General features: G+C 64.2%; 20 protein-coding genes and 1 pseudogene. 13 read left to right on the plus strand and 8 right to left on the minus strand.

The features are described 5' to 3' along the window. Positions 1–417 precede the first annotated feature (417 nt). From AC1DIO_RS12885 to AC1DIO_RS12910, 6 genes and pseudogenes are all read left to right on the plus strand, one after another. Positions 418–1,335 carry a branched-chain amino acid ABC transporter permease gene (locus AC1DIO_RS12885; RefSeq protein WP_113514119.1) on the plus strand — a complete coding sequence of 306 codons (918 nt, stop codon included), beginning with the start codon at positions 418–420 and terminating at the stop codon, positions 1,333–1,335. Between the two features lie 3 nt (positions 1,336–1,338). Beyond that, positions 1,339–2,721 (plus strand): high-affinity branched-chain amino acid ABC transporter permease LivM, encoded by a 1,383-nt coding sequence (gene livM / locus AC1DIO_RS12890; protein ID WP_476853479.1) that lies wholly within the window; start codon positions 1,339–1,341, stop codon positions 2,719–2,721. After that, positions 2,721–3,530, plus strand: a pseudogene (locus AC1DIO_RS12895) (ABC transporter ATP-binding protein); the annotation flags it as partial. The gene livM and the pseudogene AC1DIO_RS12895, both read left to right, overlap by 1 nt. Before the next feature lie 26 nt (positions 3,531–3,556). Then, positions 3,557–4,288, plus strand: coding sequence for an ABC transporter ATP-binding protein (locus AC1DIO_RS12900; RefSeq protein ID WP_113514113.1), 732 nt, complete (start codon positions 3,557–3,559; stop codon positions 4,286–4,288). A gap of 71 nt (positions 4,289–4,359) precedes the next feature. Then, on the plus strand, positions 4,360–4,713 hold the full coding sequence (locus AC1DIO_RS12905) for a DUF6867 family protein (protein WP_441506197.1): 354 nt from the start codon (positions 4,360–4,362) through the stop codon (positions 4,711–4,713). A gap of 150 nt (positions 4,714–4,863) precedes the next feature. Then, the gene (locus tag AC1DIO_RS12910; RefSeq protein WP_476853480.1) at positions 4,864–5,979 is read left to right on the plus strand and encodes a branched-chain amino acid ABC transporter substrate-binding protein; all 1,116 of its coding nucleotides are present in this window, start codon (positions 4,864–4,866) and stop codon (positions 5,977–5,979) included. A 77-nt stretch (positions 5,980–6,056) separates the two neighbouring features. Here AC1DIO_RS12910 and AC1DIO_RS12915 read toward each other — a convergent pair whose 3' ends face one another. From AC1DIO_RS12915 to AC1DIO_RS12940, 6 genes are all read right to left on the minus strand, one after another. Continuing rightward, positions 6,057–6,608, minus strand: coding sequence for an RBBP9/YdeN family alpha/beta hydrolase (locus AC1DIO_RS12915; protein ID WP_441506198.1), 552 nt, complete (start codon positions 6,606–6,608; stop codon positions 6,057–6,059). Positions 6,609–6,686: 78 nt separating this feature from the next. Then, on the minus strand, positions 6,687–6,839 hold the full coding sequence (locus AC1DIO_RS12920) for a hypothetical protein (protein WP_441506199.1): 153 nt from the start codon (positions 6,837–6,839) through the stop codon (positions 6,687–6,689). Between the two features lie 9 nt (positions 6,840–6,848). Further along, complete coding sequence (gene purB, locus AC1DIO_RS12925) at positions 6,849–8,150, minus strand: adenylosuccinate lyase (protein WP_441506200.1); 1,302 nt, start codon at positions 8,148–8,150, stop codon at positions 6,849–6,851. A 146-nt stretch (positions 8,151–8,296) separates the two neighbouring features. Next, positions 8,297–8,980 carry a ribulose-phosphate 3-epimerase gene (gene rpe, locus AC1DIO_RS12930; RefSeq protein ID WP_441506201.1) on the minus strand — a complete coding sequence of 228 codons (684 nt, stop codon included), beginning with the start codon at positions 8,978–8,980 and terminating at the stop codon, positions 8,297–8,299. A 53-nt stretch (positions 8,981–9,033) separates the two neighbouring features. After that, entirely contained in the window at positions 9,034–9,711 is a 678-nt protein-coding gene (locus AC1DIO_RS12935) for a glutathione S-transferase family protein (RefSeq protein WP_441506202.1), read from the minus strand. Positions 9,712–9,756: 45 nt separating this feature from the next. After that, positions 9,757–10,737, minus strand: a complete 981-nt coding sequence (locus AC1DIO_RS12940; protein ID WP_441506203.1) for a hypothetical protein — start codon at positions 10,735–10,737, stop codon at positions 9,757–9,759. 263 nt (positions 10,738–11,000) lie between these two features. Between AC1DIO_RS12940 and AC1DIO_RS12945 the strand changes: the two genes are divergently transcribed. The 4 genes from AC1DIO_RS12945 (at position 11,001) to AC1DIO_RS12960 (ending at position 16,592) form a co-directional block, all read left to right on the plus strand. After that, positions 11,001–12,248 (plus strand): NAD(P)/FAD-dependent oxidoreductase, encoded by a 1,248-nt coding sequence (locus tag AC1DIO_RS12945; RefSeq protein ID WP_476853481.1) that lies wholly within the window; start codon positions 11,001–11,003, stop codon positions 12,246–12,248. A gap of 189 nt (positions 12,249–12,437) precedes the next feature. Continuing rightward, positions 12,438–13,580, plus strand: a complete 1,143-nt coding sequence (locus AC1DIO_RS12950; RefSeq protein WP_441506205.1) for a dipeptidase — start codon at positions 12,438–12,440, stop codon at positions 13,578–13,580. Between the two features lie 235 nt (positions 13,581–13,815). Next, positions 13,816–15,699 (plus strand): methyl-accepting chemotaxis protein, encoded by a 1,884-nt coding sequence (locus AC1DIO_RS12955; protein WP_476853482.1) that lies wholly within the window; start codon positions 13,816–13,818, stop codon positions 15,697–15,699. A gap of 83 nt (positions 15,700–15,782) precedes the next feature. Beyond that, positions 15,783–16,592, plus strand: a complete 810-nt coding sequence (locus tag AC1DIO_RS12960) for an RNA methyltransferase (protein WP_441506207.1) — start codon at positions 15,783–15,785, stop codon at positions 16,590–16,592. 79 nt (positions 16,593–16,671) lie between these two features. Here AC1DIO_RS12960 and AC1DIO_RS12965 read toward each other — a convergent pair whose 3' ends face one another. After that, positions 16,672–18,939, minus strand: coding sequence for a TonB-dependent hemoglobin/transferrin/lactoferrin family receptor (locus AC1DIO_RS12965; RefSeq protein WP_476853483.1), 2,268 nt, complete (start codon positions 18,937–18,939; stop codon positions 16,672–16,674). A 349-nt stretch (positions 18,940–19,288) separates the two neighbouring features. On the opposite strand from AC1DIO_RS12965, the gene AC1DIO_RS12970 reads away from it, so the two are divergent. Next, positions 19,289–20,608 carry a flavin monoamine oxidase family protein gene (locus AC1DIO_RS12970; RefSeq protein ID WP_441506209.1) on the plus strand — a complete coding sequence of 440 codons (1,320 nt, stop codon included), beginning with the start codon at positions 19,289–19,291 and terminating at the stop codon, positions 20,606–20,608. On the opposite strand, the gene AC1DIO_RS12975 is transcribed toward AC1DIO_RS12970, so the two are convergent. After that, on the minus strand, positions 20,605–21,537 hold the full coding sequence (locus AC1DIO_RS12975; RefSeq protein WP_476770159.1) for a bifunctional helix-turn-helix transcriptional regulator/GNAT family N-acetyltransferase: 933 nt from the start codon (positions 21,535–21,537) through the stop codon (positions 20,605–20,607). The genes AC1DIO_RS12970 and AC1DIO_RS12975 overlap by 4 nt on opposite strands. Positions 21,538–21,682: 145 nt before the next feature. Here AC1DIO_RS12975 and murI point away from each other — a divergent pair, with 145 nt between their 5' ends. Next, positions 21,683–22,552 carry a glutamate racemase gene (murI, locus tag AC1DIO_RS12980; RefSeq protein WP_476853484.1) on the plus strand — a complete coding sequence of 290 codons (870 nt, stop codon included), beginning with the start codon at positions 21,683–21,685 and terminating at the stop codon, positions 22,550–22,552. Positions 22,553–22,753: 201 nt separating this feature from the next. Continuing rightward, positions 22,754–23,371: a 30S ribosomal protein S4 gene (rpsD, locus tag AC1DIO_RS12985; RefSeq protein WP_043237713.1), complete on the plus strand. Its 618-nt coding sequence runs from the start codon at positions 22,754–22,756 to the stop codon at positions 23,369–23,371. The last annotated feature ends 6 nt before the right edge of the window (positions 23,372–23,377 follow it).

Here is a 23,377-nt window from a genome sequence, read left to right on the forward strand (position 1 = left end):
ACGACCATGCCGCCAAGGGCGGCAGTGCCAGGACGTTATTATACCTTCGATCGAGGGCTGGCCCCGGATGATCGACGACAGCACGATCGTCACCGACGATCGCGCCCCGCAGACCCGCGGCTGCAAGGTGACCGATCGCACCCGACAGCCCCTGCCAACACCCGTTTTACTTGCACGAAGGAGGATGCCGCACCGCACAACAGACAATCATCTTGCGCCAAATTGGCGCTGCACTGCACAGAATTCTGCCTGTTTCGAGAGCAAGCGGTCCGAGATTGCTTTTGACAGAAATATGGCATGGGTGGATTGTCGCAGGCGCAAGCCATTGGTAGCTCTGCATAGCAATCGCATCCCGCATGCGTCGGCGTCATGCCGGCGAAGAGAACGGGAGCTGGTTCGAGGGGTTAGACGTCGTCAATGGAAGTATTCCTCCAGCAGCTCATCAACGGGCTGACCCTGGGGTCGATCTACGGCCTCATCGCCATCGGCTACACGATGGTCTTCGGAATCATCGGCATGGTGAACTTCGCCCATGGCGACGTTTTCATGCTCTCCGCGTTCATTGCGCTGATCTTCTTCATGCTGATCGCCTCCTGGTTCGGCGCCGGCCTCATCGTCCTGGCATTGATCTTCGTGCTGGTGCTGGCGATGTTCTTCACGTCGCTGTGGAACTGGACGATCGAGCGTGTCGCCTACCGGCCGCTGCGCGGTTCCTTCCGACTGGCCCCACTGATTTCGGCCATCGGCATGTCGATCTTCCTGACGAATTTCGTCCAGGTCGTGCAGGGCCCGCGCAACAAGTCGATCCCGCCAATGCTGAACAAGTCGATCACGCTGATCGACAGCGCGACCTACACGGTCCAGATCTCCTACAAGCAGATCGTCATCATCCTCACCACCGCGATCCTGCTCGCCGCCTTCTGGTTCATCGTGCAGAAGACCTCTCTGGGTCGCGCCCAGCGCGCCTGCGAACAGGACCGCAAGATGGCCGGCCTGCTCGGCATCGACGTCGACCGCACCATCTCCATCACCTTCGTGATGGGCGCAGCGCTCGCCGCCGTCGCCGGTGTGATGTACCTCGTGCTCTACGGCGTCGTGAATTTCGCCGACGGCTTCACGCCAGGCGTGAAGGCCTTCACCGCGGCGGTTCTGGGTGGCATCGGCTCCCTTCCCGGCGCCGTGATCGGCGGATTGCTGATCGGCCTGATCGAAGTGTTCTGGTCCGCCTATTTCACCATCGACTACAAGGACGTCGCCGCCTTCTGCATCCTTGCGGTGGTGCTCGTCTTCATGCCGTCCGGGATCCTCGGTCGTCCCGAAGTCGAGAAGGTCTGACGCATGGCTCCCGTCACACAGTTACCGGCCGCACGCCAACTCGACATGATGAAGGCGCTGAAGGAAGCCGCCTTCGCCGCCGTCGTCACCTTCGGCCTGTGCATCCCCATCATCGCCTGGGGCACACGCCAGAACCTCKACAACGTCCTCGTCCTCGATCCACGTTGGGACGCCGTCGCCTGGGCTGTTGCGATCATCTTCGTCGGCCGCTTCCTGATGGCGTTGCGCCAGCAGAAGCGCGGCGAAGGCAAATCGGTGGTGCGGCTGCTGCCACATGGCACGATCGGCTTCTTCCAGCGCCATTCGCGCCTGTTCTCACTGGCCGGGCTCGGCTTTCTCGTCACTTTCCCGATCATTGCCATCACGCTGGCGGGCTGGGGCGGCGCGCTGAAGTGGATCGACAATTTTGGCGTTCAGATCCTGATCTACGTCATGCTCGGCTGGGGGCTGAACATCGTTGTCGGCCTCGCCGGCCTGCTCGATCTCGGATATGTCGCCTTCTACGCCGTCGGCGCCTATTCCTACGCGCTGCTCGCCAAGAATTTCGGCCTGTCCTTCTGGATCCTGCTGCCGATGTCCGGGATCCTCGCGGCCTTCTGGGGCATGCTGCTCGGCTTCCCCGTCCTCAGGTTGCGCGGCGACTATCTCGCTATCGTCACCCTCGCCTTCGGCGAGATCATTCGCCTCATCCTGATCAATTGGGTCGAGTTTTCGAACGGCTATGCCGGCATCTCCGGGATTCCGCGCCCCACCTTCTTCGGCATCCCGTTCACGGCCGCCGATGATGGCTTTGCCGCAGTGTTCGGGCTCGAATTCTCGCCGCTCTATCGCACCATCTTCCTCTACTACGTCATCCTCGGACTGGCCCTGCTCACAGCGTTCGTCACGCTGAGGCTGCGTCGCCTGCCGGTCGGACGCGCCTGGGAGGCGCTACGAGAGGACGAGATCGCCTGCCGCTCGCTCGGCATCAACACCACCAACACCAAGCTGACGGCCTTTTCGCTCGGTGCAATGTTCGGTGGCTTCGCTGGCTCATTCTTTGCTGCACGCCAGGGCTTCATCTCGCCTGAGTCTTTCGTCTTCATGGAATCGGCGATCATTCTCGCCATCGTCGTGCTCGGCGGCATGGGCTCGCTCTGGGGCGTCGCCATCGCGGCCAGCGTGATGATCGGCGGCACCGAACTCCTGCGCGAACTCGATTGGCTGAAGCAGATCTTCGGCCCCGATTTCGATCCGACCAAATACCGCATGCTGATCTTCGGCTTCGCCATGGTCGTAATCATGATCTGGAAGCCACGCGGACTGATATCGACACGCGAGCCGACAGCCTTTCTCAAGGAGAAGAAGGCGATCTCGGCCGATATGGTCCAGGAAGGCCACGGCTGATGACAACCCCTCCTCTGCTTCAGGTCGAACATCTGACGATGCGCTTCGGCGGCCTCACCGCCGTCAACGATCTTTCCTTCGAGGCACGCAAGGGCGACATCACCGCCCTGATCGGCCCCAACGGAGCCGGCAAGACCACCGTCTTCAACTGCATCACGGGCTTCTACAAGCCGACCGAAGGCATGATCACGCTGACCCAGGACAGCGGCGCGAGCTTCCTGCTCGAGCGCATGCCCGACTTCCGGATTTCCTGGAAGGCCAAGGTCGCCCGCACCTTCCAGAACATTCGCCTGTTCGGCGGCATGACCGTGCTGGAGAATCTGCTTATCGCGCAGCACAACCCGCTGATGATCGCGTCGGGCTTCACCTTCCTCGGCGTGCTCGGCATCGGCGGCTACAAGGCGCGCGAGAAGGAAGCGATCGAGAAGGCCAAGTTCTGGCTGGAGAAGATCAACCTGATCGATCGCGCCGACGATCCGGCCGCCGACCTGCCCTATGGCGATCAACGCCGCCTCGAGATCGCGCGCGCCATGTGCACCGACCCCGTGCTGCTCTGCCTGGACGAACCCGCGGCGGGCTTGAACCCGCGCGAGAGCCACGATCTCAACACGCTTCTGCTCTCGATCCGCAAGGATATCGGCACGGCCCTGCTGCTGATCGAGCATGACATGTCGGTGGTGATGCAGATTTCCGATCACGTCGTGGTGCTCGACTATGGCACCAAGATCTCCGACGGCACCCCGGCCGAGGTGCAGGCCGATCCGCGCGTGATCGCGGCCTATCTCGGCGTCGACGACGAGGAAGTCGCCAAAGTGGAAGCAGAGGTCGGATTGTGATGACGGACGCCGCGCCTCTGCTCTCCGTTCGCGGGGTCAAGACCTATTACGGCAAGATCATCGCTCTGAAGGGCGTCGATGTCGACGTGCATGAGGGTGAGATCGTGACGATGATCGGCGCCAACGGCGCCGGCAAATCGACGCTGATGATGACGATCTTCGGCAATCCGCAGGCCCGCGAAGGCACAGTGACCTATGAGGGCCGGGACATCACGAAGCTGCCGAGCCACGAGATCGCCCGGCTGGGCATCGCGCAATCGCCGGAAGGACGCCGCATCTTCCCGCGCATGACCGTGTTCGAGAACCTGCAGATGGGCGCCGCAGTGCGCGACCTCGCCCATTTCGAAGAGGATCTCGAAAAGATCTGCGAGCTCTTTCCGCGCATTCGCGAGCGCCTGCAGCAGCGCGGCGGCACACTTTCGGGCGGCGAGCAGCAGATGGTGGCGATCGCGCGCGCGCTCATGGCGCGGCCGAAGCTGCTGCTGCTCGACGAGCCGTCGCTCGGGTTGGCGCCACTGATCGTCAAGCAGATCTTCGAGGCGATCCGCGAACTCAACCGGACGCAGGGGCTGACCGTGTTCCTGGTCGAGCAGAACGCCTTCCACGCCCTGAAGCTCGCCCATCGCGGCTATGTCATGGTCAACGGCGTCATCACCATGAGCGGCACCGGCCAGGAACTGCTGGCGAACCCGCAGGTGCGCGCCGCCTATCTCGAAGGCGGGCGGCACTAGAGCCGTATGACGTATCGCGTTTCAGAGCGACATGCGGTCGACATCAGGCTCACGATCCTAGGAGCACAACGATGCAAGGCATAATCTACGAGGAGCCGACCATCTGGTTGTTCCTGCTGGTCACCGTCATCATGGGCGGCTGGGCGGCCTGGATGACCGGGCGGGCGGTGGCGATGACCTGGCGGCCGGCATTCCAGCTGGTGCTCTATATTCTCGTGCTGGGCCTCTTCGTCCGCTTCATCCATTTTGCCCTGTTCCAGGCCACCCTGCTGACCCTGCACTATTATATCATCGACACGATCGTGCTGATGGCCTTCGGCTTCGCCGGCTGGCGCTACAACCGCGCCCGGCAGATGACGACGCAATATCGCTGGCTCTATGAGCGCACCGGACCCTTCGGCTGGAAGCCCCGGGAAGGCGGCTAACCCCCTCCGAAAGAGCGAAAAACCACACCGAGCTTGCCGCGTGACAGACCGTCGAAAAAGCGCAAGACTGCATTTCACGGTGGCACCACGCGCCGAGACGGGCCGAAACTTTGGCCCGTTCATAGTGACAATACAGGGGAGTCTCATCTCATGAAGAAACTGCTGTTGGGCGGTATCGCGCTCGGCGCGGTCCTCGCCTTCTCCGGCGTGGCCAATGCTCAGATCAAGCTCGGCGTAGGCGGCCCGATCACCGGCCCGAACGCAGCCTTTGGCGCGCAGCTCAAGAACGGCGTCGAGCAGGCGGTGGAGGATATCAATGCGGCCGGCGGCGTGCTCGGCCAGAAGATCACCGTCTCGGTCGGCGACGACGTCTCCGATCCGAAGCAAGGCGTCTCTGTCGCCAACAAGTTCGTCGGCGACGGCGTCAAGTGGGTGGTCGGTCACTTCAACTCCGGCGTCACGATGCCGGCATCCGAAGTCTATGCCGAGAACGGCATCCTGATGATCAGCCCCTCGGCCACTAACCCGAAGGTTACCGAGCGCGGTCTCTGGAACACCTTCCGGACCTGCGGTCGCGACGACCAGCAGGGCAGCGTCGCCGCCGCCTATCTTCTGAAKAACTTCAAGGACAAGAAGATCGCCGTCGTCCACGACAAGACGACCTATGGCCAGGGCCTCGCAGACGAGACCAAGAAGGGCCTCAATGCCGGCGGCGTCAAGGAAGTGCTCTATGAAGGCGTGAATGCGGGCGAGAAGGACTTCTCGGCCCTCGTCTCCAAGATCAAGGCGGCCGGTGCCGACTACCTCTACTGGGGTGGCCTGCACACCGAAGGCGGCCTGATCGTACGCCAGATGCGCGACCAGGGCCTGAAGACCGTGCTGGTCTCCGGCGACGGCATCACCACCGACGAGTTCGCCACGATCGGCGGTCCCGGCGTTGAAGGCACGCTGATGACCTTCCCGCCGGACCCGCAGAAGCGACCCGAGGCGGCTGCCGTCCTCAAGAAGTTCGAGGCGCGCAAGTTCAAGCCGGAAGCCTATACGCTGTACAGCTACGCCGCCGTGCAGATCATGGCCGAAGGCGCCAAGCGCGCGAACTCGACCGACCCGAAGAAGATAGCCGCCGCGCTCCATGGTGGGGAGGCCGTGAAGACCGTGATCGGCGACATCTCCTTCGACAAGAAGGGCGACATCACCCGTCCGGACTACACCGTCTACACCTGGAAGAAGGGCGCCGACGGCAAGATAACCTACGTCGAGAATTGATCTCGGCTGCTAATCGATCCTGATCCGACCATCCCGTCCCGGAGCGATCCGGGGCGGGTTTCGTTTGCCGGGCAGTACTACAGTGTCTTGAGGAAGGTTGCGAAGCGCAGCAGACCGTCCGGCCAGGGACCATGCCCGGATTCTGAATTGAGATGGCCGCCATCGCCGGCATCGACGAACTCGGCGCCCCAGGCCTCGGCCAGCGCCCTTGCTTCATCCTGCGTGCAGTAGGGATCGGTCGTGCTGGAGATGAGGATGGCGGGGAACGGCAGTTTCTCGCGCCGATGCGCGATGAAGTCGTGCGCCATACCGGGGATCGCCTGCTTCGCGCGCTCGGAGGCCGGCGCAACCAGGAAAGCTCCCGCGACTTCGCCGGGCTTCAGATGCTCTGCCGCATGCGCCACCGCGCTGACGCCGGCGGAATGGGCAACCAGAACCACCGGCCGCTTGGCTGCGCGGACGGCGGCGACGATCCGGTTTGCCCAGGCGTCCCGGGCGGGTTTGTACCAATCGTCCTGCTCGATGCGCCGGGCGGTGGTGAGCTTGGCCTCCCAGCGGCTCTGCCAATGGTCCGCGCCGGAGCCGGACCAGCCAGGAATGATGAGGATGTCGGCGTCGGACGAGCGCATTGCAATCAATCGGGTTTCAGGGCGAGGCCACGCGACAGGGCATAAGCCTAGTCGCGTCGGCCCCGGGACAGGGCAAGGTCAGCCGCAGCGGACCAGGTCGTAACGTAGGGTGTGAAACGAAAAGCGCCAGCCCGCGCGGCAGCGCTCGGTAATGCCGTAGCGCGCATGCGGGCTTCCGCCTGCGAGCGCAGCGAGATTGCCATGGATATCGGCGAGGACGGCAATCCGCATGGGTTCAGGCTACCCGAAGACGCGCGCGAAGATCGTATCGACATGCTTGAAGTGATAGCCCTCGTCGAACATCGCCTCGAGCTCGGCAGCCGAGAGCTTCGCCGTCACGTCCTTGTCGGTCTTGAGATTGGTGAGAAAATCCTCGCCATGTTCCCAGGTGCGCATCGCGTTGCGTTGAACCAGCGAATAGCTCTCCTCGCGGCTGGCGCCGGCCTGCGTCAAGGCGAGCAGGACGCGCTGCGAATTATGCAGGCCGCCGAGCCGGTCGAGATTCTTGCGCATGTTCTGCGGATAGACCAGCAGCTTGTCGACGACGCCTGTAAGCCGCGCGAGCGCGAAATCGAGCGTCACCGTGGCATCGGGGCCGATCATGCGCTCGACCGAGGAATGCGAGATGTCCCGCTCGTGCCAGAGCGCGACATTCTCGAGCGCCGGCGTCACCATGCCGCGAACGAGCCGCGAAAGACCGGTCAGGTTCTCGGTCAGCACCGGATTGCGCTTGTGCGGCATCGCCGAAGAGCCCTTCTGGCCCGGCGAGAAAAACTCCTCCGCCTCATAAACCTCGGTGCGCTGGAGATGGCGGATCTCGGTCGCCAAGCGCTCGACGCAGGAGGCAACGACGCCAAGCGTCGCAAAATACATGGCGTGACGGTCGCGTGGGATCACCTGTGTCGAGACCGGCTCGACGGCCAGGCCCATCTTCTCGGCGACATGGGCTTCGACCTGCGGGTCGATATTGGCGAAGGTGCCGACCGCGCCGGAAATCGCGCAGGTCGCGATCTCGGAGCGCGCCGCAACCAGACGGTCCCGGCAGCGGCTGAACTCGGCATAGGCCTGCGCCAGCTTGAGGCCGAAGGTCACCGGCTCGGCATGGATGCCGTGCGAGCGGCCGATCGTCGGCGTGAACTTGTGCTCGAACGCCCGGCGCTTGATCGCGGCCAGCAGCGCATCGACATCGGCGATCAGGATATCGGTGGCGCGGGCCAGCTGCACCGACAGCGTCGTGTCGAGAATGTCCGACGAGGTCATGCCCTGGTGCACGAAACGCGCCTCGGGGCCAACGATCTCGGCCAGGTGCGTCAGGAAGGCGATGACGTCATGCTTGGTGACGCGCTCGATCTCGTCGATGCGGGCGACATCGAAGACCGCGTCCCTGGCCTTGGCCCAGATCGTCGCCGCGGCCTCCTTCGGCACGACGCCGAGCTCGGCCAGCTTGTCGGTGGCATGCGCCTCGATCTCGAACCAGATCCGGAACCTCGTCTGCGGCTCCCAGATGGCGACCATCTCGGGACGGGAATAGCGCGGGATCATGGTTGGCCTTTCAGGACAGCGCGCGACGTGATTCCGGACAAGCGGCGAAGCCACGCCGATCCAGACACCATCGCAGAGCAAGGCGCACTGCAATGGGCTCCGGAGCTTCGCTTCGCTGCGCCCGGAATGACGGCGCAGTTACAAATTCAAACCCAGTCGCCGCGGGCGGCTTCCGCCGCCTGGCGGATCGCGGCGATATTGCCGGCATAGGCCGATGGCCCGCCCTTGAACACTGCCGAGCCGGCGACGAGCACGTTGGCGCCGGCTTTCGCGGCCAATGGTGCCGTTTCCGGCGTGGCGCCGCCATCGATCTCGAGTGCGATCGGACGCTCGCCGATCATGGCGCGCACCCGCGCGATCTTCTCGACCACGGAATGGATGAAGCTCTGGCCGCCAAAGCCCGGATTGACGGTCATCAGCAGAATCAGGTCGACATCGTTCAGGAGCGGCTCGATGGCGCTTTCCGGCGTGCCGGGATTGAGCACGATGCCGGCCTGCTTGCCTTGCGCCTTGATGGCCTGCAGGGTCCGATGCGCGTGCGGGCCGGCCTCGACATGGAACGAGATCAGGTCAGCGCCCGCCTTGGCGAAGGCTTCGACATAGGGGTCGACCGGCGCGATCATCAGATGCACGTCGAAAAACTTCTTGGTGTGCGGGCGGATCGCCTTCAGCACGTCCGGGCCGAAGGTGATGTTCGGCACGAAATGCCCGTCCATCACATCGCAATGGATCCAGTCGGCGCCCGCCGCATCGATGGCGCGAACCTCCTCCCCGAGTTTCGAGAAATCTGCGGAGAGGATGGAAGGGGCGATGCGGATGGGGCTGGTCATGCGCGAAGCGTTTAGCGCCCGCAGGCCAGCGCTGCAATCGAAACCGGGAGCTTTCAGCGGCGTTTGACGGGGTAGGACAGTCGCCGGTCCGCTTCCTCGACCTCCTCCACCGCTGTTGCAAAGGCCGGCCGACTGCCCAACCGGCTGAACCAGGCTGAGAGGTCGGGATAGCGTGCAAGCGCCGGGCCGCCGAGGCGCACGGCCCAGAACACGCTCATGAACATGCCGATATCGGCCACCGAGAGGGCCTCGCCGAAATAATCGCGACCCGCCAGCCTCTCGTTGAGCCCGCAATAGCGCTGCTCGAGCTCGGCCTCGGCGATCAGCGCGTCCGTCTCCTGTGCTGCGCGCTTGTTGCGATCCGTCGTCGGCGGCTCGTTACGGTGCATCAGCGGCCGCAGCGCGGCAAACAGGATCTCGTCGGCGAAAAGCTCGTCCAACCGCGAGCGCGCTCTGGCCGCTGGATTGCGGGGAAGGAGCGGTGGCTGGGGATAGGCCTCGTCGAGATATTCGAGAATGATGGTGGAATCGTAGAGGACGAGCCCCTCGTCATTGATCACCGGAACCTGCCGCTTCGGGTTGAGCGCCAGCACTTCGGGGTGGCGCGGATCGTAGCCAGTCACCTGGTTGAACGGCACCATGATACGCTCGAAGGCGAGGCCCTTCTCCCGCAGCGCGATCTCGACCTTGCGGGAGAACAGGCTCAGAGGCCCGGAATAGAGAGTGATCATGGCATCGCTCCTGGATTGCTGGAGCGATCGTCTCAGGCCGGATCGTCAACCCGCGTCAGCAGGCGTTTCAGCGCGCTTGATCTTCCCGGCGATGCCGCGCAGCAGCCAGGGCAGCAGGTAGATCGGGAACTGCGCCAGCGCAAAATACAGGAAAGTCGTCTGCGGCACGCCGGCCCCAAGCGCCGCAACCAGCAACCCCATGTTCCGTTGACCGGTGCCATAGCCGATCATGAAGCGTTCCGAGCGCTTGAACATCCGCAAGGCGAGTGTCGTGAGCAGAAGGCCGGCGGCGGAAACCGAAAAGGCGATGGCCAGGAACAGCATGACCTGTCCGGGATTGGCCATGGCTGTCCGCGTCACGCCATCCATCGCCGCAATGGCAAAGATGAAATACATCAGCACGCCAAAGCCATCGAGATTGGCCTTCATCGCCCGGATCCGGGCTGCGCCGAGCCAGTGCCGCAGGATCGCCGCCACCACCATGCCGCCGCCGACGAACAGCACGAGACGGAGCGTCAGCGCCCAGCGATCGAGCGGCACGGCAGCCCCCGCCAGCAGCTCCACCACCACCGGGGCCACCAGCGGACTGAGCACCGTGGTCACCACCACGCCCGCGATGATCAGCGAAGGCTCGAAGCCGTAGAGGATCGCGACCGCCGGCGAAGACATGATCGGCGGCGCCGCGCCCATGATGGCAAGCCCGAGGATCAGGCCGGGATCGAGTGCCGCGCGACCGACGAGCAGGAACGCAGCGCCGATCAGCACCGCCGGGCCGAGAATGAGCCACAGGCAGGTGACGATCAGCTTGCCGGGACGGCGGATCAGCCCGGTTATGATGCTGAAATCGGCGCGCAGGAAGACGACCGTGGTGAAACAGAAGATAGTGACCGGCAGCAGCGGCCGCGCCGCCGCCGAGAACTGCGGCAGTGCCAGCCCCAGAAAGATTGAAAGTGCGAAGCCCTGCGTGCCGTAGCGGCCGAGAAGGGCAAGGCCTGCAGCGAGGAAGGCGGCGAAACGCGAGAGCATGAAGGCCTGAATCGGTGCGACAACTGCGCCACACTGGCCGATCCCGGCGCCGGCGTCACCCGCCGTTCGGGAAGACCGGTTCTGCGTGGCGCAGAATCTTGCGCGGAAGGGAACAGTTTGTAAGCGCAGCGCGCGATCCGCACCTGGTTGGCGCAAAACTTGCGAAACTTTCGCCGTTCKACCGCAAAGATACACCATGCCGCTGACATCGCGGCGCAGAGCGGTATTTTGAGCGCGGCAACAGGGCTGACAGGAGCGTAAAAATGCGGACCGATACGATTGTTCTCGGCGCGGGGATCGTCGGCATCTCGGTGGCGCTGCACCTGCAGAAGGCCGGCCGGTCCGTGTTGCTGGTCGACCGGCGCGGACCAGGCGAGGAAACCAGCTATGGCAATGCCGGACTGATCCAGCGCGAAGGCGTTTATCCCTACGGCTTCCCGCATGATTTCGGCGCCTTGTTCCGCTACGCGATGAACAACACCATCGACGCGTCCTATCATTGGAACGCGATTCCCAAGCTCGCGCCCTTCCTGCTGTCCTACTGGCTGCATTCGCGCCCCTCCAAGCACGAGGCGATCGCTCACCAATACGCCACCCTGATCGAGCATTGCGTCACCGAGCATGACGCGCTCGCGGCCGAAGCCGGGGCGACGCATCTGCTGCGCCGCAAGGGCTGGATGAAGGTTTTCCGCTCTGCGGCCGAGCAGGATGCAAGGCTGGCCGAGGCGGCCAAGTGGAACAAGGAATTCGGGCTGAACTACCGCCCGCTCGATGTCGCGACGCTGCGAGCCGAGGAGCCCCATCTCGACCAGAGCCTGATCGGCGGCCTGCACTGGACCGACCCGGTCACGGTGATCGACCCGCTTGGCCTGTCGAAGGCCTATGTCGCTCTGTTCGAAAAGCTCGGCGGACAACTTGCGCAGGGCGATGCCGGCACGCTCGCGCAGGACGGCCAGGGTTGGAGCATCGCGCTCKCCGACGGCACCCGCGCCAGCGCACATGACGCAGTGATCGCGCTCGGCCCCTGGGCCGATGTCCTGACCAACCGGCTCGGCTACCACCTGCCACTCGCGGTCAAGCGCGGGTACCACATGCACTACAAGCCGCTCGGCAACGCCGTGCTGAACCACCCTGTCCTCGACACCGAGCGCGGCTATTTCCTGGCTCCGATGGTGAAGGGCATTCGGTTGACCACGGGCGCCGAGTTCGCGCTGCGCGACTCGCCAAAGACGCCGGTTCAGCTCGCTCGCGCAGAACCGATCGCCAAGACGCTGTTCCCGCTCGGCGAGCGGGTCGATGCCGAGCCCTGGCTCGGCAACCGCCCCTGCACGCCTGATATGATGCCGATCATCGGCCCGGCGCCGAAGCACCGCAATCTCTGGTTCTCGTTCGGTCATGCCCATCACGGGCTGACGCTGGCCGCAGTGACCGGGCGCATGGTTGCCGAGATGGTGACCGGCGAGAAGGTCTTCGTCGATCCTGCCCCGTTTGCACCGGCCCGTTTCACCTGAGGCGAAGATGCCGTCATTCCCGGGGGCGCTTGCCGCCGCCGGGAATTATGCTTCGCCAGGAGACCGGGTCAGGCTCGGGCCTGACGCCGCACGCACCAGACAGCGAGCCGGCATGCGTCATCGCCCCTCGCCTCGCCTGCAAAGCCCTGCCACGATCCCCACCGTTTCGAATCCCCTCCAAGGTGCGCCATGGCCCTCGCCAAAACTCCAGTCCAGGACAATGCCTATGCCGCGGCGCTCGCTCTGCTCGAGCGCGCTCCGCTGATCGACGGCCATAACGACCTGCCCTATGTGATCCGGCTCGATGCCAAGGCGAAGGGCGATGTCGCGGCCTATGACCTGACCAAGGTCCATCCCGAGACCGACACCGACATTCCGCGCATGCAGGCGGGCAAGCTTGCGGGCCAGTTCTTCGCAGCCTATGTCCCGCCGAACCACCCGAAGCCCGCCGGCTTCGCGCTGGCCCAGATCGCGCTGATGCAGAATGTACTAGCGAAGCATCCGAAGGTCTTCCGCCCGGGCCTCTCCGCCGCCGATGTCGAGGCTGCGAAGGCCGAGGGCAGGATCGCCCTGTTCATGACGATCGAGAACGGCTCGGCGATAGACAACGAGCTCGACGCCCTCGATGCTTATTCAGCCCTTGGCGTGCGCCTGATGACGCTCTGCCATAACGGCACGCATGACTGGTGCGATTCGGCGACCGATGCCCCGCGCCATAACGGGCTTTCCGCCTTCGGCAAGGACGTGGTCCGTCGCATGAACAGGCTCGGCATGATCGTCGACCTGGCCCATGTCTCGCCGAAGGTGATGCATGATGCGCTCGACGTCAGCAATGCGCCGCTCGTCTGGTCCCATTCGAACGCGTTCACGCTCTGCGACCACCCCCGCAACGTGCCTGACGATGTGCTCGATCGCGTCGCCGGGAACAACGGCATCGTCATGGCGACCTTCGTGCCTGACTTCATCAACCAGGCCTCGCGCGACTGGCACCGTCCCGCCAAGGACCAGTACGGCAAGACACCGGACGGCATGGACTACAAGAAGGCCGAGGCAGAGATCGTCGCCAAATCCGGCCCGCGCCCGACGGCGACGCTGGCGCAGTATTGCGACCATCTCGACTATCTCGCCAAGCGCATCGGCTACGACCATATCGGCATTGGCTCGGACTTCTTCGGCGGCACCGCGCCGGAAGGACTGGAGGACAACTCGACCTTCCCGGCCCTGATCGCCGAATTGATTCGCCGTGGCTGGTCGGAAGAGAACCTGGAGAAGCTCGCGGGCGGCAACATGCTTCGCGTGATGCGTGCTGTGGAGGCGGCGGCGGAGCGCTGAGGCGCTCCCCTGCCGTTTCGGGGTCCCGGCGGGGCCCGAAAGGACCAAAACAGGGCGCCGGCCATGCAGTTCAGGCCGCAAGAATACTTGCGCGGCTCATGGCCGGACCCCGCCTCCAAAGGTCTCGTACAGAAAACAAACGCGCGCCGATCGATCAATTTCAGCTTTCTTAACGCCGAAATGCCACGGAGCTGCGCAGCTCCAGCTGTTGCGAGCGCTTCGAGGGCCGATCAGCATGACGTTAGGTAATATTCGTATCAGCATCAAGATCGCAGCTGCGATGCTGATTGTCGGGTTGATTGGCGTGGCCGCGACGATTCTTGGCAGCGTGCAGTTGAGCAAAGTCGACAGCACTTATTCCGAGCTGATCAATTCGCGCAGCAAGGCGACGCTTGCCACAGCCCGTTCGGCGCGCGCCGCAAATGATATTCTGGCTCAGGCCTACAAGGTCATTGCCTATCCTCGCGAGACGGATGGTGCGCGCAATGCCCAGAGCCAGTTGCAGCGCTCCTATGGTCAGGCGCTCGAACTGCTGAAGGAGGGACAGTCCCACCTTCCGGAGCGGGCCGCCGAATACGATGCCCTGACCAAGCAGGTCACCGACATCAAGGTGGGCGTCGATCGCGCCCTCTATTACGGCGCCAATGACGAAAACGAACKGGCGTTGGCCGTGATGGACGAACTCGACGGCAAGCTCACCGCGGTCGTCCGCAACATCACCGATTTCAACAACATGCTCGGAAAGGATACCGAGACGACCAGCGCAAGGTTGAGCTCGGAGACTAAGCGCACCATCGCCATTGTCATCGGCGGCAGCCTGCTTGGCCTGTTGATTGGCCTGGGTGGTGCGATGTGGATGTCGGCGAAGAGCATCACCGGCCCCTTGGCCCGGTTGAAGGGCACGATGGAGCGGCTCGCCGCCAGCGATTTCGATGCCGAGATCGAGGGCCAGACGCGTCGCGATGAAGTCGGCGAAATGGCCCGGGCCGTGCTGATTTTTAAAGAAAACGGCCTCGAGATGCGCCGGCTCGAAGCTCAGACCACCGAGCAGGAACGCCTGACCGATGCAGAGCGTCGCCGCAACGAGGCAGAGCGCCAGCGCGTCGAGGCCGAGCGGGCGATGCTCGCTAGGGAACAGCAGCATGTCGTCGGGCTGCTCGCCGCTGGCCTGGAAATGCTCGCTCAGGGCGATCTGACCTACCGCATCGACGACAATGTCGCAGCCGACTATCTCAAGCTCCGCGACGACTTCAACCGCGCGGTGAACCGCCTCTCCGAGACCGTCGCGACGATCCAGACGACCTCGGTCGACGTCGCCAATGCCGCACGCGAGATCAATATGGGCGCCGACGACCTCTCGAAGCGCACCGAGGAGCAGGCCTCCTCGCTCGAGGAAACCGCCGCGACGACGGAAGAGCTCGCCGCATCCGTCAAGGCATCGGCCTTGTCGTCCCGCCAGGCCGTTCTGCTGGCCAACGAGGCGACCGAAGTTGCAGAGAAGGGCGGTGCGATCGTCACCGATGCCGTCGCCGCGATGGCGCGGATCGAGCAGGCCTCGCGCAAGATCTCGGATATCACGTCGGTGATCGACGAGATCGCCTTCCAGACGAACCTGCTTGCGCTCAACGCAGCCGTCGAGGCAGCCCGCGCCGGCGATGCCGGCAAGGGTTTTGCGGTGGTCGCCTCGGAGGTCCGCACCCTGGCCCAGCGCTCCTCGGAAGCGGCCAAGGACATCACCTCGCTGATCAGCGAATCGGGTGTCGAGGTCGCACAAGGTGTCGGACTGGTCCGTTCGGCCGGCGAGGCGCTCGGAAAGATTGTCGAAGCCTCGAAAAAGGTCTCCGCCACTGTCTCAGACATCTCCGCAGCCTCGGCCGAGCAGGCCAACGGCATCGATGAGATGAGCCAGACCGTCGCCCATATGGACGAGATGACCCAGCAGAACGCAGCCCTCGCCGAGGAGAGCGCCGCGTCGGCCAGCTCGCTCACCGGCCAGATCCAGCGCTTGAACGGCCTCGTCTCCAGCTTCCGGATCAAGGAAGAACGGATACCGCAGCAGCGCAGGATGGACACCAAGGTGGAGGCCGGGTTCGGCTTTGGCCTGCGCCGTAGCGCTTGACGCCGCTCTTGCCGCAGGCTGATAGGATCGGGCTTTCKAGCCCGGTCCCAGAACCGGGCGAGACCGATATCACAGAGTACCCGATGACCGGCTCAGGCACTGACCGCACCCGCCCCGCCACGCGAACCCCCGCCCCGGTCATCATTCTGGTCGAACCGCAAATGGCCGAGAACATCGGCATGAGCGCTCGCGCCATGGCGAATTTCGGCCTTTCCGAGATGCGACTCGTGGCCCCTCGCGATGGCTGGCCCGCCGGTGGAGGCCTCAAGAAGGGTGCAACCGCCGCAGCCTCCGGTGCGACCCATATCCTCGAGAATGCCCGGCTCTACCCTGACGCCGCCGCCGCGACGGCCGATCTCAATCATGTGCTCGCCACCACCGCCCGCGAACGCGGCCAGATGAAGCGCGTCTTCACGCCAGCCGAGGTGATGCCGTCCCTGGCCGAGCGTGTCGGCGGCGGCGAGCGCGTCGGMATCCTGTTCGGTCGCGAGCGCATCGGCCTGACCAATGAAGAGATCTCGCTCGCCGACGCGATCCTGACCTTTCCCGTCAACCCGGCCTTCGCCTCGCTCAATCTCGCGCAGGCCGTGCTGCTGGCCGGCTACGAGTGGTTCAAGACGACGGATGGCGAGCCGCCCTTCCGCGAGAACAATCCCTCCCCGCCCGCGACTCGTGAGACGGTGTTTTCGATGTTCGGCTATCTCGAAGGCGAACTCGAGCGCTGCGGCTTCTTCCCGCCCGGCAAGAAGCCGGTCATGACCGCCAATCTGCGCGACATCCTGCATCGCCTGGAGATGACCGAGCAGGAGGCGCGCACCCTGCGCGGCGTGTTCAAATCCCTGGCGGAGGGGCCCCGACATCCGCGCCCGGTGAAAGCCCCCGAGGGCGAATAGACGTTCCCCTTCGTGACGAACCGGAAGGGCCGGAGCATCCCTGCCCGGCCCTTCTTGTTACTCCGCCCGCGGGGTGACTCTAGAACTGGTACTTCAACGTCGCCTTCACCGTGCGGCCCGGCTCGGTGTAGTAGTCGCGCGCCTGGGCAAGCGTGCCCGTCGGAACGTTGACCGCATCGAAGTACTTGCGGTCGAAGATGTTGTAGACGCCGACCCGCAGCTCGATATCGGCKAGCTTCGTCGGCCGCCACCACGCCGAAGCATTGAAGAGCGCATAGCCCGGAGCCTTGAAACCGGCATTCGTGCCGGTCGTTGCAGCGACGTCGTCACGTGCGGCAGCGAGCTTGGTCGAGACCTCGGCGCCCCAGATGTCTGTTCCATAGGCGATTGCGACGATACCCTGCATCGGCGGAATCGAGTTCAGGAACGTGTCGGTGTCCTTGTTCTGACCCCGGGTATAGGCGAAGGAGCCGCGCGCCAGCCAGTTCTCGGCGAAGGCATACTGGAAATTCGCCTCGACGCCCTGGATCTCGGCCCGCGCGACGTTCCGCGGCCCCTGAATGCCGCCCTGCGGATAGAGTGCATTCGGCGGCGCGATCTGCACGGTCTCGATGAAGTTGCGGTAATTGGTGTGAAAATATGTCACCGAACCACCGAAGGCCCGGTCACCGAAGCGGAAGCCGACATCGATGCCGTTGCTGGTTTCAGGGCGCAGCGTGGGATCGCCGATGCGCAGATAGGTCCCAACCGCCCCGAAGCGGCCATAGAGCTCACTTGCAGTCGGCGCGCGAAAACCCTTCGACCACTGCGCGAAAGCTGTAACATCCTTGAACATGCCGGCGTCCTTGAGGACGTCGTATTCAAGCCGCACCCGCGGCGACCAGGCGCTGTCACTGGAGGACGGCGGCAAGCCGACCGGGCTGGAGCCGCCATTGGTGTAGGCCGGCGTGTTCTGCGGCTTCTCCTCATACCAGTCGAACCGAACACCGGGCGTGAGGCGCAGGCGGTTGTCGAGCATGCCGATCTCGTCATACGCGAAAACGCCGATCGCATTGCCGTCGACCTTCGGCTGGTCGGCCTGATTGGTGTGCAGGTTGTTGCAGGCGGTGAAGGCGCCGGTATAGGGGCGGCGGCAATTGTCGACACCGGCCGAATACTGGTTCAGCGTCGTCGTGCGCAGTTCGGTGCCGAGCGTGATGCCGTGCGAGAAGATGCCAGTCTGGAAGCTCTTCACGACATGGCCGTTGAAGCCGAAGGCCTCCTGCTCGGTTTCGTTGTTGCGGGTATAGGGACCGATGACGCTGGTGAAGCGGTAGGCTGAGACCAGCGCGTTACGCTTGACGTTCTGCCAGTAGAGATTGGCGTGGGCCTCGTCGAGGAAGCCACCCGGCAGCTTGTAATCATAGGTCAGCGAGACGCGCTGACGCTCGACATCCTCGCCGGTGTCATAGTTTCCCGGGCGGAAATTGCCGGTGGGCGACACGGTCGAGGTGAGGACGTTGACCTTGTCCTCGCGCTTGAACAACTCGCCGGTAATGCCGAGCCGGTGCACATCGTCGACATAGTGCTGGATCTTCGCGAGCAGCCCGTATTGCGTGAAATCCGTCGGGTTCGGCATCGTCCGGGTCGGTCCGATGCTGTCGATCGTCCCCCTGTTGCCTGTTTCATGCCCGTCGCGGAAACTACCCTGGAGCAGGAAATAGGTCTGCTGGAGCCGCGCCGCGACTGCGGCACTGCCGAACCAGGCCTCGTCGGTACTGTCATAGCCGGTCTTTGCGAGCGCACCGAACTGGCGGCCGCCCTTGATCAGGTCCTTGGGGTCGAGCGTTCGGACGGCAAGCACGCCCCCCAGAGCCCCGGAGCCGAGCACGCTGGCGCCGCTGCCGCCTCGCAGCAGGTCGAGCGTGGACAACGCATCGAAGTCGAAGGCGTTGGTCGAACTGCGATCGATCCGGGTGTCGGTCAGGAACGGCTGCCTGATGCCGTCGACCGTGGTCAGCACGCGCGGGCCATCGAGACCACGAATATTGATGCTGTTATTCTGGCGATTGAAGCTGATGCCCGCTTCGACCCGGTTGGCCAGGTCGGAAATGCTCTGGACCTGCTGCCTGTCGAGTTCTTCGCGGGTCGTGCGGGTCGTCGTCGGCCCGGCGATCAGCGGCGCACCACTGATTCCCTCCCCCTGCACGGTAATGGTGTCCAGAACGACGGGTCCCTCGGCCGATTGAGGAAAAACCGGCTGCTGTGCGGCCTGAACACGCTGCTGTGCACCAGCTTGTGACGCTGTCATCAACACAAGAACGCCAAGCGCCACGCCGCAACGCAGCCCGCCAGAATGCCCACCCATAGTCAGAACCCCGCCCCTGCCGGCGCTGCCAATGCATTGKATGCGCAGCCTGCAGTTTAAAATTGCTGAAAACTAAGCTTTATCAATTCAGTAAAGCCAGCACTCGATAGAAATAGAGTCGAATTCTGTCAATCGATTCTCAATCAAGGAAGTAACAATAGAATCCATCCAATGGAGAAGCGTTCTAATTTATATGTATTCTATACTGCAGACATCCCCCCGGAACTCAGCCCCGCTCGCGCCCTCCTCCCGATCTCGTGATTGCCGTGATCCGGCCGCAAAGCAGGTTGCGTATTGCAACGCACAAGCAGTCGCGCATCATGGCGCCAGACCGCTGCGGACATTGTTGATGATGCTCGACCGCCGGACCTTTCTCATGGGCTCAACTGCGCTCGCCGCAGCCGCTGCGGGCGCGCCCGGCCCTGCCTTGGCCGGCGATCTCGATGTCGTCGTCATCGGCGCAGGCGCAGCCGGAATCGCAGCCGCACGCGAACTGAAAGCGGCGGGACGCCAGGTCGTGATCATCGAGGCCCGCAACCGGGTCGGTGGCCGTGCCTTCACCGACACCTCGCTTGGCGCCGCCTACGACGCCGGCGCGATGTTCATCCACTGGGCGGAGCGAAATCCCTGGGTGAAGATCGCCGCCGATCTCGGTATCCCGACGCCGAATGAATCCTGGGGCGGCGGCTTCCAGGTTTTCGCCAACGGGCAACCGATGTCGGATGCCGAGCGGGTCAAACGGCGCGGTGCCTTCAGGCAAATCGACCGCAAGCTCGAAACCGTCGATATCTCGAAGCGCGATCTCTCGGTTGCCGAGCTGCTCGGAGACCTCGGCCCGGATATGACGCCCGTCGCCACCTCCGGGTTGCTGCTCTCGATCGGGGAGGAATCCGATCGCATCTCGGCGCGCGACTACCAACGCCTGTGGAGCGGCGACGATTTCGTCGTCCCTTCGGGCTACGGCAATCTTGTCGCGCGCCATGGCGAAGGGCTCGATATCCGCCTTGGCGAACCGGTCGAAGCCATTCGCTGGGACGGGCCCGGCGTCGAGATCACGACGCGCTCGGGAACGCTGAAGGCACGCGCCTGCATCGTCACCGTGCCGGTCGGCGTTCTGAAGGCCGGCGACATTCGCTTCACGCCTGCACTGCCTGCCCGAACCCGCGACGCCCTGAATGGAATCGGCATGGGCGCCCTCACCAAGATCGCGCTCAAGGTCGAGGGTGATCGCTTCGGCATCAAGCCCGGCATGAGCTATCTTGAAGCCGGTTCACCCAAGGCGATGATGAATGTCGACCTCTTCCCGGACGACAAGGACATCGTCATCGCCTATTGCGGCGGGGACTATGCGCGCGACCTTTCCCGCGCGGGAACCGCCGCCGCACGGGATCATGTGACCGAGCTTTTGGCCAAGATGGTCGGCGCGAGCTTTCGCAAGGCCGTCACCGGCGTGTCATTCCCCGCCTGGTGGACCGATCCGTTCTCGCATGGCTCCTATTCGGTATGCCGCCCCGGCTTCGAGGCGGCCCGGGACAGGCTTGCCGAGCCGATCGGCGGTCGCATCTGGATCGCGGGCGAGGCGACGGCCGGCGGCGGTGCGATGACGGTCGGCGGCGCGACCTTGGCGGGGCGGGCGGCGGCGGCGGCCGTGGCGCGGCTGAAGGCTTAGCGTCCCAGTTCCAGCTCCCAGTTCTGCCCCACCAGATCCTGCCCGAAGGAATGGTGCGCCTCCTCGGCGATGAGCCTGAAGCCGGCGGCAAGATAGATACCACGCGCAGCGTGCAGTATATCATTGGTCCACAGGATCATGCGCCGATAACCAGCCGATTGCGCGAAGCCGACCGCCTCCTGCACCAGCGCCTTGCCGAGACCGAGCCCCTGCCCGCGCTTCTCGACCAGCACGAGCCGAAGTTTGGCGACCTCGTCCGACTCTCGAACTACGAAGGCCGAGCCCACGGGCATCCCGTCCAGTTCCGCAATGAAGCAGCGCTCCTTGCCAGGCACGAAGTCCCGCAGGAATTTCGCCGCGATCTCCGCGACCAGCGCTTCGAAGCTGATGTCCCAGCCATAGTCTTCCGCATAGAGCCGGCCATGCGCCGATATCACCCAACCGATATCGCCGGGTCTGTGCTCGCGAATGAGCGGTTGCCACTTCCGCTCGCAGGCTCCTGACAATAGCCGCTCGGCGGTTCCCAGCGCCTCGACCAGATCCGCCTGTTCAGCCTGTCCGAGCCGCGCCAGAATCGAGCCGGCCTGATCGCGCGACGCTTCATCCAGCGGCCGAAAGGCGTCATGCCCCTCTCGCGTCAACAGCAGGTGCGAAGCCCGCCCGTCGTCGGGAGAACGCTCGCGTCTCAGCCAGCCGGCAGCAGCAAAGCCCTTGAGAATGCGGGAGAGATAGGCGGGATCGAGGGCAAGCTCGCGTGCCAACTCGCTTGCGAGCCAATCGTCACGTTGAGCCAACTCATAGAGCACGCGCGACTCGGCCAACGCGAAACCGGAGCCGTGCAGGCTGCCACCAAGTGCTCCAATCCAGCGCGTGTGGAAGCGGTTGAAGCGTCGGATCGCAGCGATCGCGGGGCTATCTGTGGCGGCCATGATGATCTCCGAGGATCAGGATCGTGCCAATTAGTGGACAGAGTCAATTAAATAGAATCATGGCGGCCAGGAGTTCCTTGACCACTCCTTAACCGGGCTCTGGCCCAATGAAGCGCTCATCCATCTCCTGTGCAGGCGCCGACGCATGCGGGTCGATCTTCTGGCCGGAACAGCCTATGGCGCAGCCGTGATGCCACGCCGCCAACCCACCATTCTGGTCTTCGATTCCGGGCTGGGCGGCCTGACAGTGCTGGCCGAAACCACGCGCGCCCGCCCGGACGCACGCATCGTCTACGCCGCCGATGACGCCGGCTTCCCCTATGGCCGGCTCAGCGAGGCGGAGCTTGTCGACCGCGTCCTGCAGGTCATGGAGCGGCTGATTGCGCGCTGTCATCCTGATCTTGTGGTGATCRCCTGCAACACCGCCTCGACTCTGGTGCTGCCGGCGCTGCGCGCCCGCTTCACCATCCCCTTCGTCGGCACCGTCCCGGCGATCAAGCCAGCAGCCGAGACCACCCGCAGCGGACTGATCTCGGTCCTGGCGACGCCTGGAACCGTCGCCCGCGACTATACGCGCGGCCTGATCGAGGCCTATGCGGCGCGCTGCGAGGTCACGCTGGTCGGCTCGACCGGCCTTGCCGGCCTCGCCGAAGCCGCGCTCAAGGGTGAAACGGTCGACGACGCGGCAATCCTTGCGGAACTCGAGCCCTGCTTCGTCGAACGCGACAGCGTACGGACCGACGTGATCACCCTCTCCTGCACGCATTATCCACTGCTGCTCGAACGCATGCGCCGGGTGGCACCGTGGTCCGTCAGCTGGATCGACCCTGCCCCGGCCATCGCCCGGCGGATTTCCCAATTGCTGGGCCCTGCGGCGCCCCCACCGTTCAGCGCGGCTGGCGACGCACCGGCGATCTTCACGAGCGGGGCCTGCATCAGCGGACCGCTGCGAATTGCCCTCGCGGGTTACGGGCTGTCCCAGGTCTTGATCGAGCCATTTCCACTGATGAACTGAGCAGCGATCCCCAGGCATAGCCCCAAGGGATTTGACTTGCGGGGGCTCCTGCGCCTATAGGGCTCTCGTCGCGCGGGTCCATCAGGGCCCGCGCGACTTTTTCCGCACCCGTGATCCGCTCGTCGAGAGCCGGATCTGTCGCCCTGGAAACGGGGACAGGAGGGCGCGGTCCTCAACTCGCGAACCAAGAGGACACGCGATATGTCGAAACGTCATGAGGCGAAATACAAGATTGACCGCCGCCTCGGTCAGAACATCTGGGGCCGCCCGAAGTCCCCGGTCAACCGTCGTGAATACGGCCCCGGCCAGCACGGCCAGCGCCGCAAGGGCAAGCCGTCGGACTTCGGCACGCAGCTGCGCGCCAAGCAGAAGCTGAAGGGCTATTACGGCTCGATCTCCGAGAAGCAGTTCCGTCGTTACTACGCCGAGGCGATCCGCCTGAAGGGCGACTCGGGTGAGAACCTCGTCGGCCTGCTCGAGCGCCGTCTCGACGCGGTGATCTACCGCGCCAAGTTCGTCCCGACGGTGTTTGCTGCTCGCCAGTTCGTCAACCACGGCCACGTCACGGTCAACGGCAAGCGCGTCAACATCGCGTCCTACCAGGTCAAGCCGGGTGACGTGATTGCGGTGAAGGAATCCTCCCGCCAGCTCGCCATCGTGATCGAATCGGCTGCGCTCGCCGAGCGCGACGTGCCGGACTACATCGATGCCGACCACACCAAGTTCTCGGCCACCTACACCCGCACCCCGACCCTGTCGGACGTGCCTTACGCGGTGCAGATGGAACCGAACCTGGTCATCGAGTTCTACTCGCGCTGATCCTGC

Source organism: Allobosea sp. 05T439 (genome assembly GCF_056396005.1).

Coding starts and splice junctions, on each gene's coding strand:
- AC1DIO_RS12885 (WP_113514119.1), top strand. CDS start 418: ATGGAAGTATTCCTCCAGCAGCTCATCAACGGGCTGACCCTGGGGTCG.
- AC1DIO_RS12900 (WP_113514113.1), top strand. CDS start 3,557: ATGACGGACGCCGCGCCTCTGCTCTCCGTTCGCGGGGTCAAGACCTAT.
- AC1DIO_RS12905 (WP_441506197.1), top strand. CDS start 4,360: ATGCAAGGCATAATCTACGAGGAGCCGACCATCTGGTTGTTCCTGCTG.
- AC1DIO_RS12915 (WP_441506198.1), bottom strand. CDS start 6,608: ATGCGCTCGTCCGACGCCGACATCCTCATCATTCCTGGCTGGTCCGGC.
- AC1DIO_RS12920 (WP_441506199.1), bottom strand. CDS start 6,839: ATGCGGATTGCCGTCCTCGCCGATATCCATGGCAATCTCGCTGCGCTC.
- purB (WP_441506200.1), bottom strand. CDS start 8,150: ATGATCCCGCGCTATTCCCGTCCCGAGATGGTCGCCATCTGGGAGCCG.
- rpe (WP_441506201.1), bottom strand. CDS start 8,980: ATGACCAGCCCCATCCGCATCGCCCCTTCCATCCTCTCCGCAGATTTC.
- AC1DIO_RS12935 (WP_441506202.1), bottom strand. CDS start 9,711: ATGATCACTCTCTATTCCGGGCCTCTGAGCCTGTTCTCCCGCAAGGTC.
- AC1DIO_RS12940 (WP_441506203.1), bottom strand. CDS start 10,737: ATGCTCTCGCGTTTCGCCGCCTTCCTCGCTGCAGGCCTTGCCCTTCTC.
- AC1DIO_RS12950 (WP_441506205.1), top strand. CDS start 12,438: ATGGCCCTCGCCAAAACTCCAGTCCAGGACAATGCCTATGCCGCGGCG.
- AC1DIO_RS12970 (WP_441506209.1), top strand. CDS start 19,289: ATGATGCTCGACCGCCGGACCTTTCTCATGGGCTCAACTGCGCTCGCC.
- AC1DIO_RS12975 (WP_476770159.1), bottom strand. CDS start 21,537: ATGGCCGCCACAGATAGCCCCGCGATCGCTGCGATCCGACGCTTCAAC.
- rpsD (WP_043237713.1), top strand. CDS start 22,754: ATGTCGAAACGTCATGAGGCGAAATACAAGATTGACCGCCGCCTCGGT.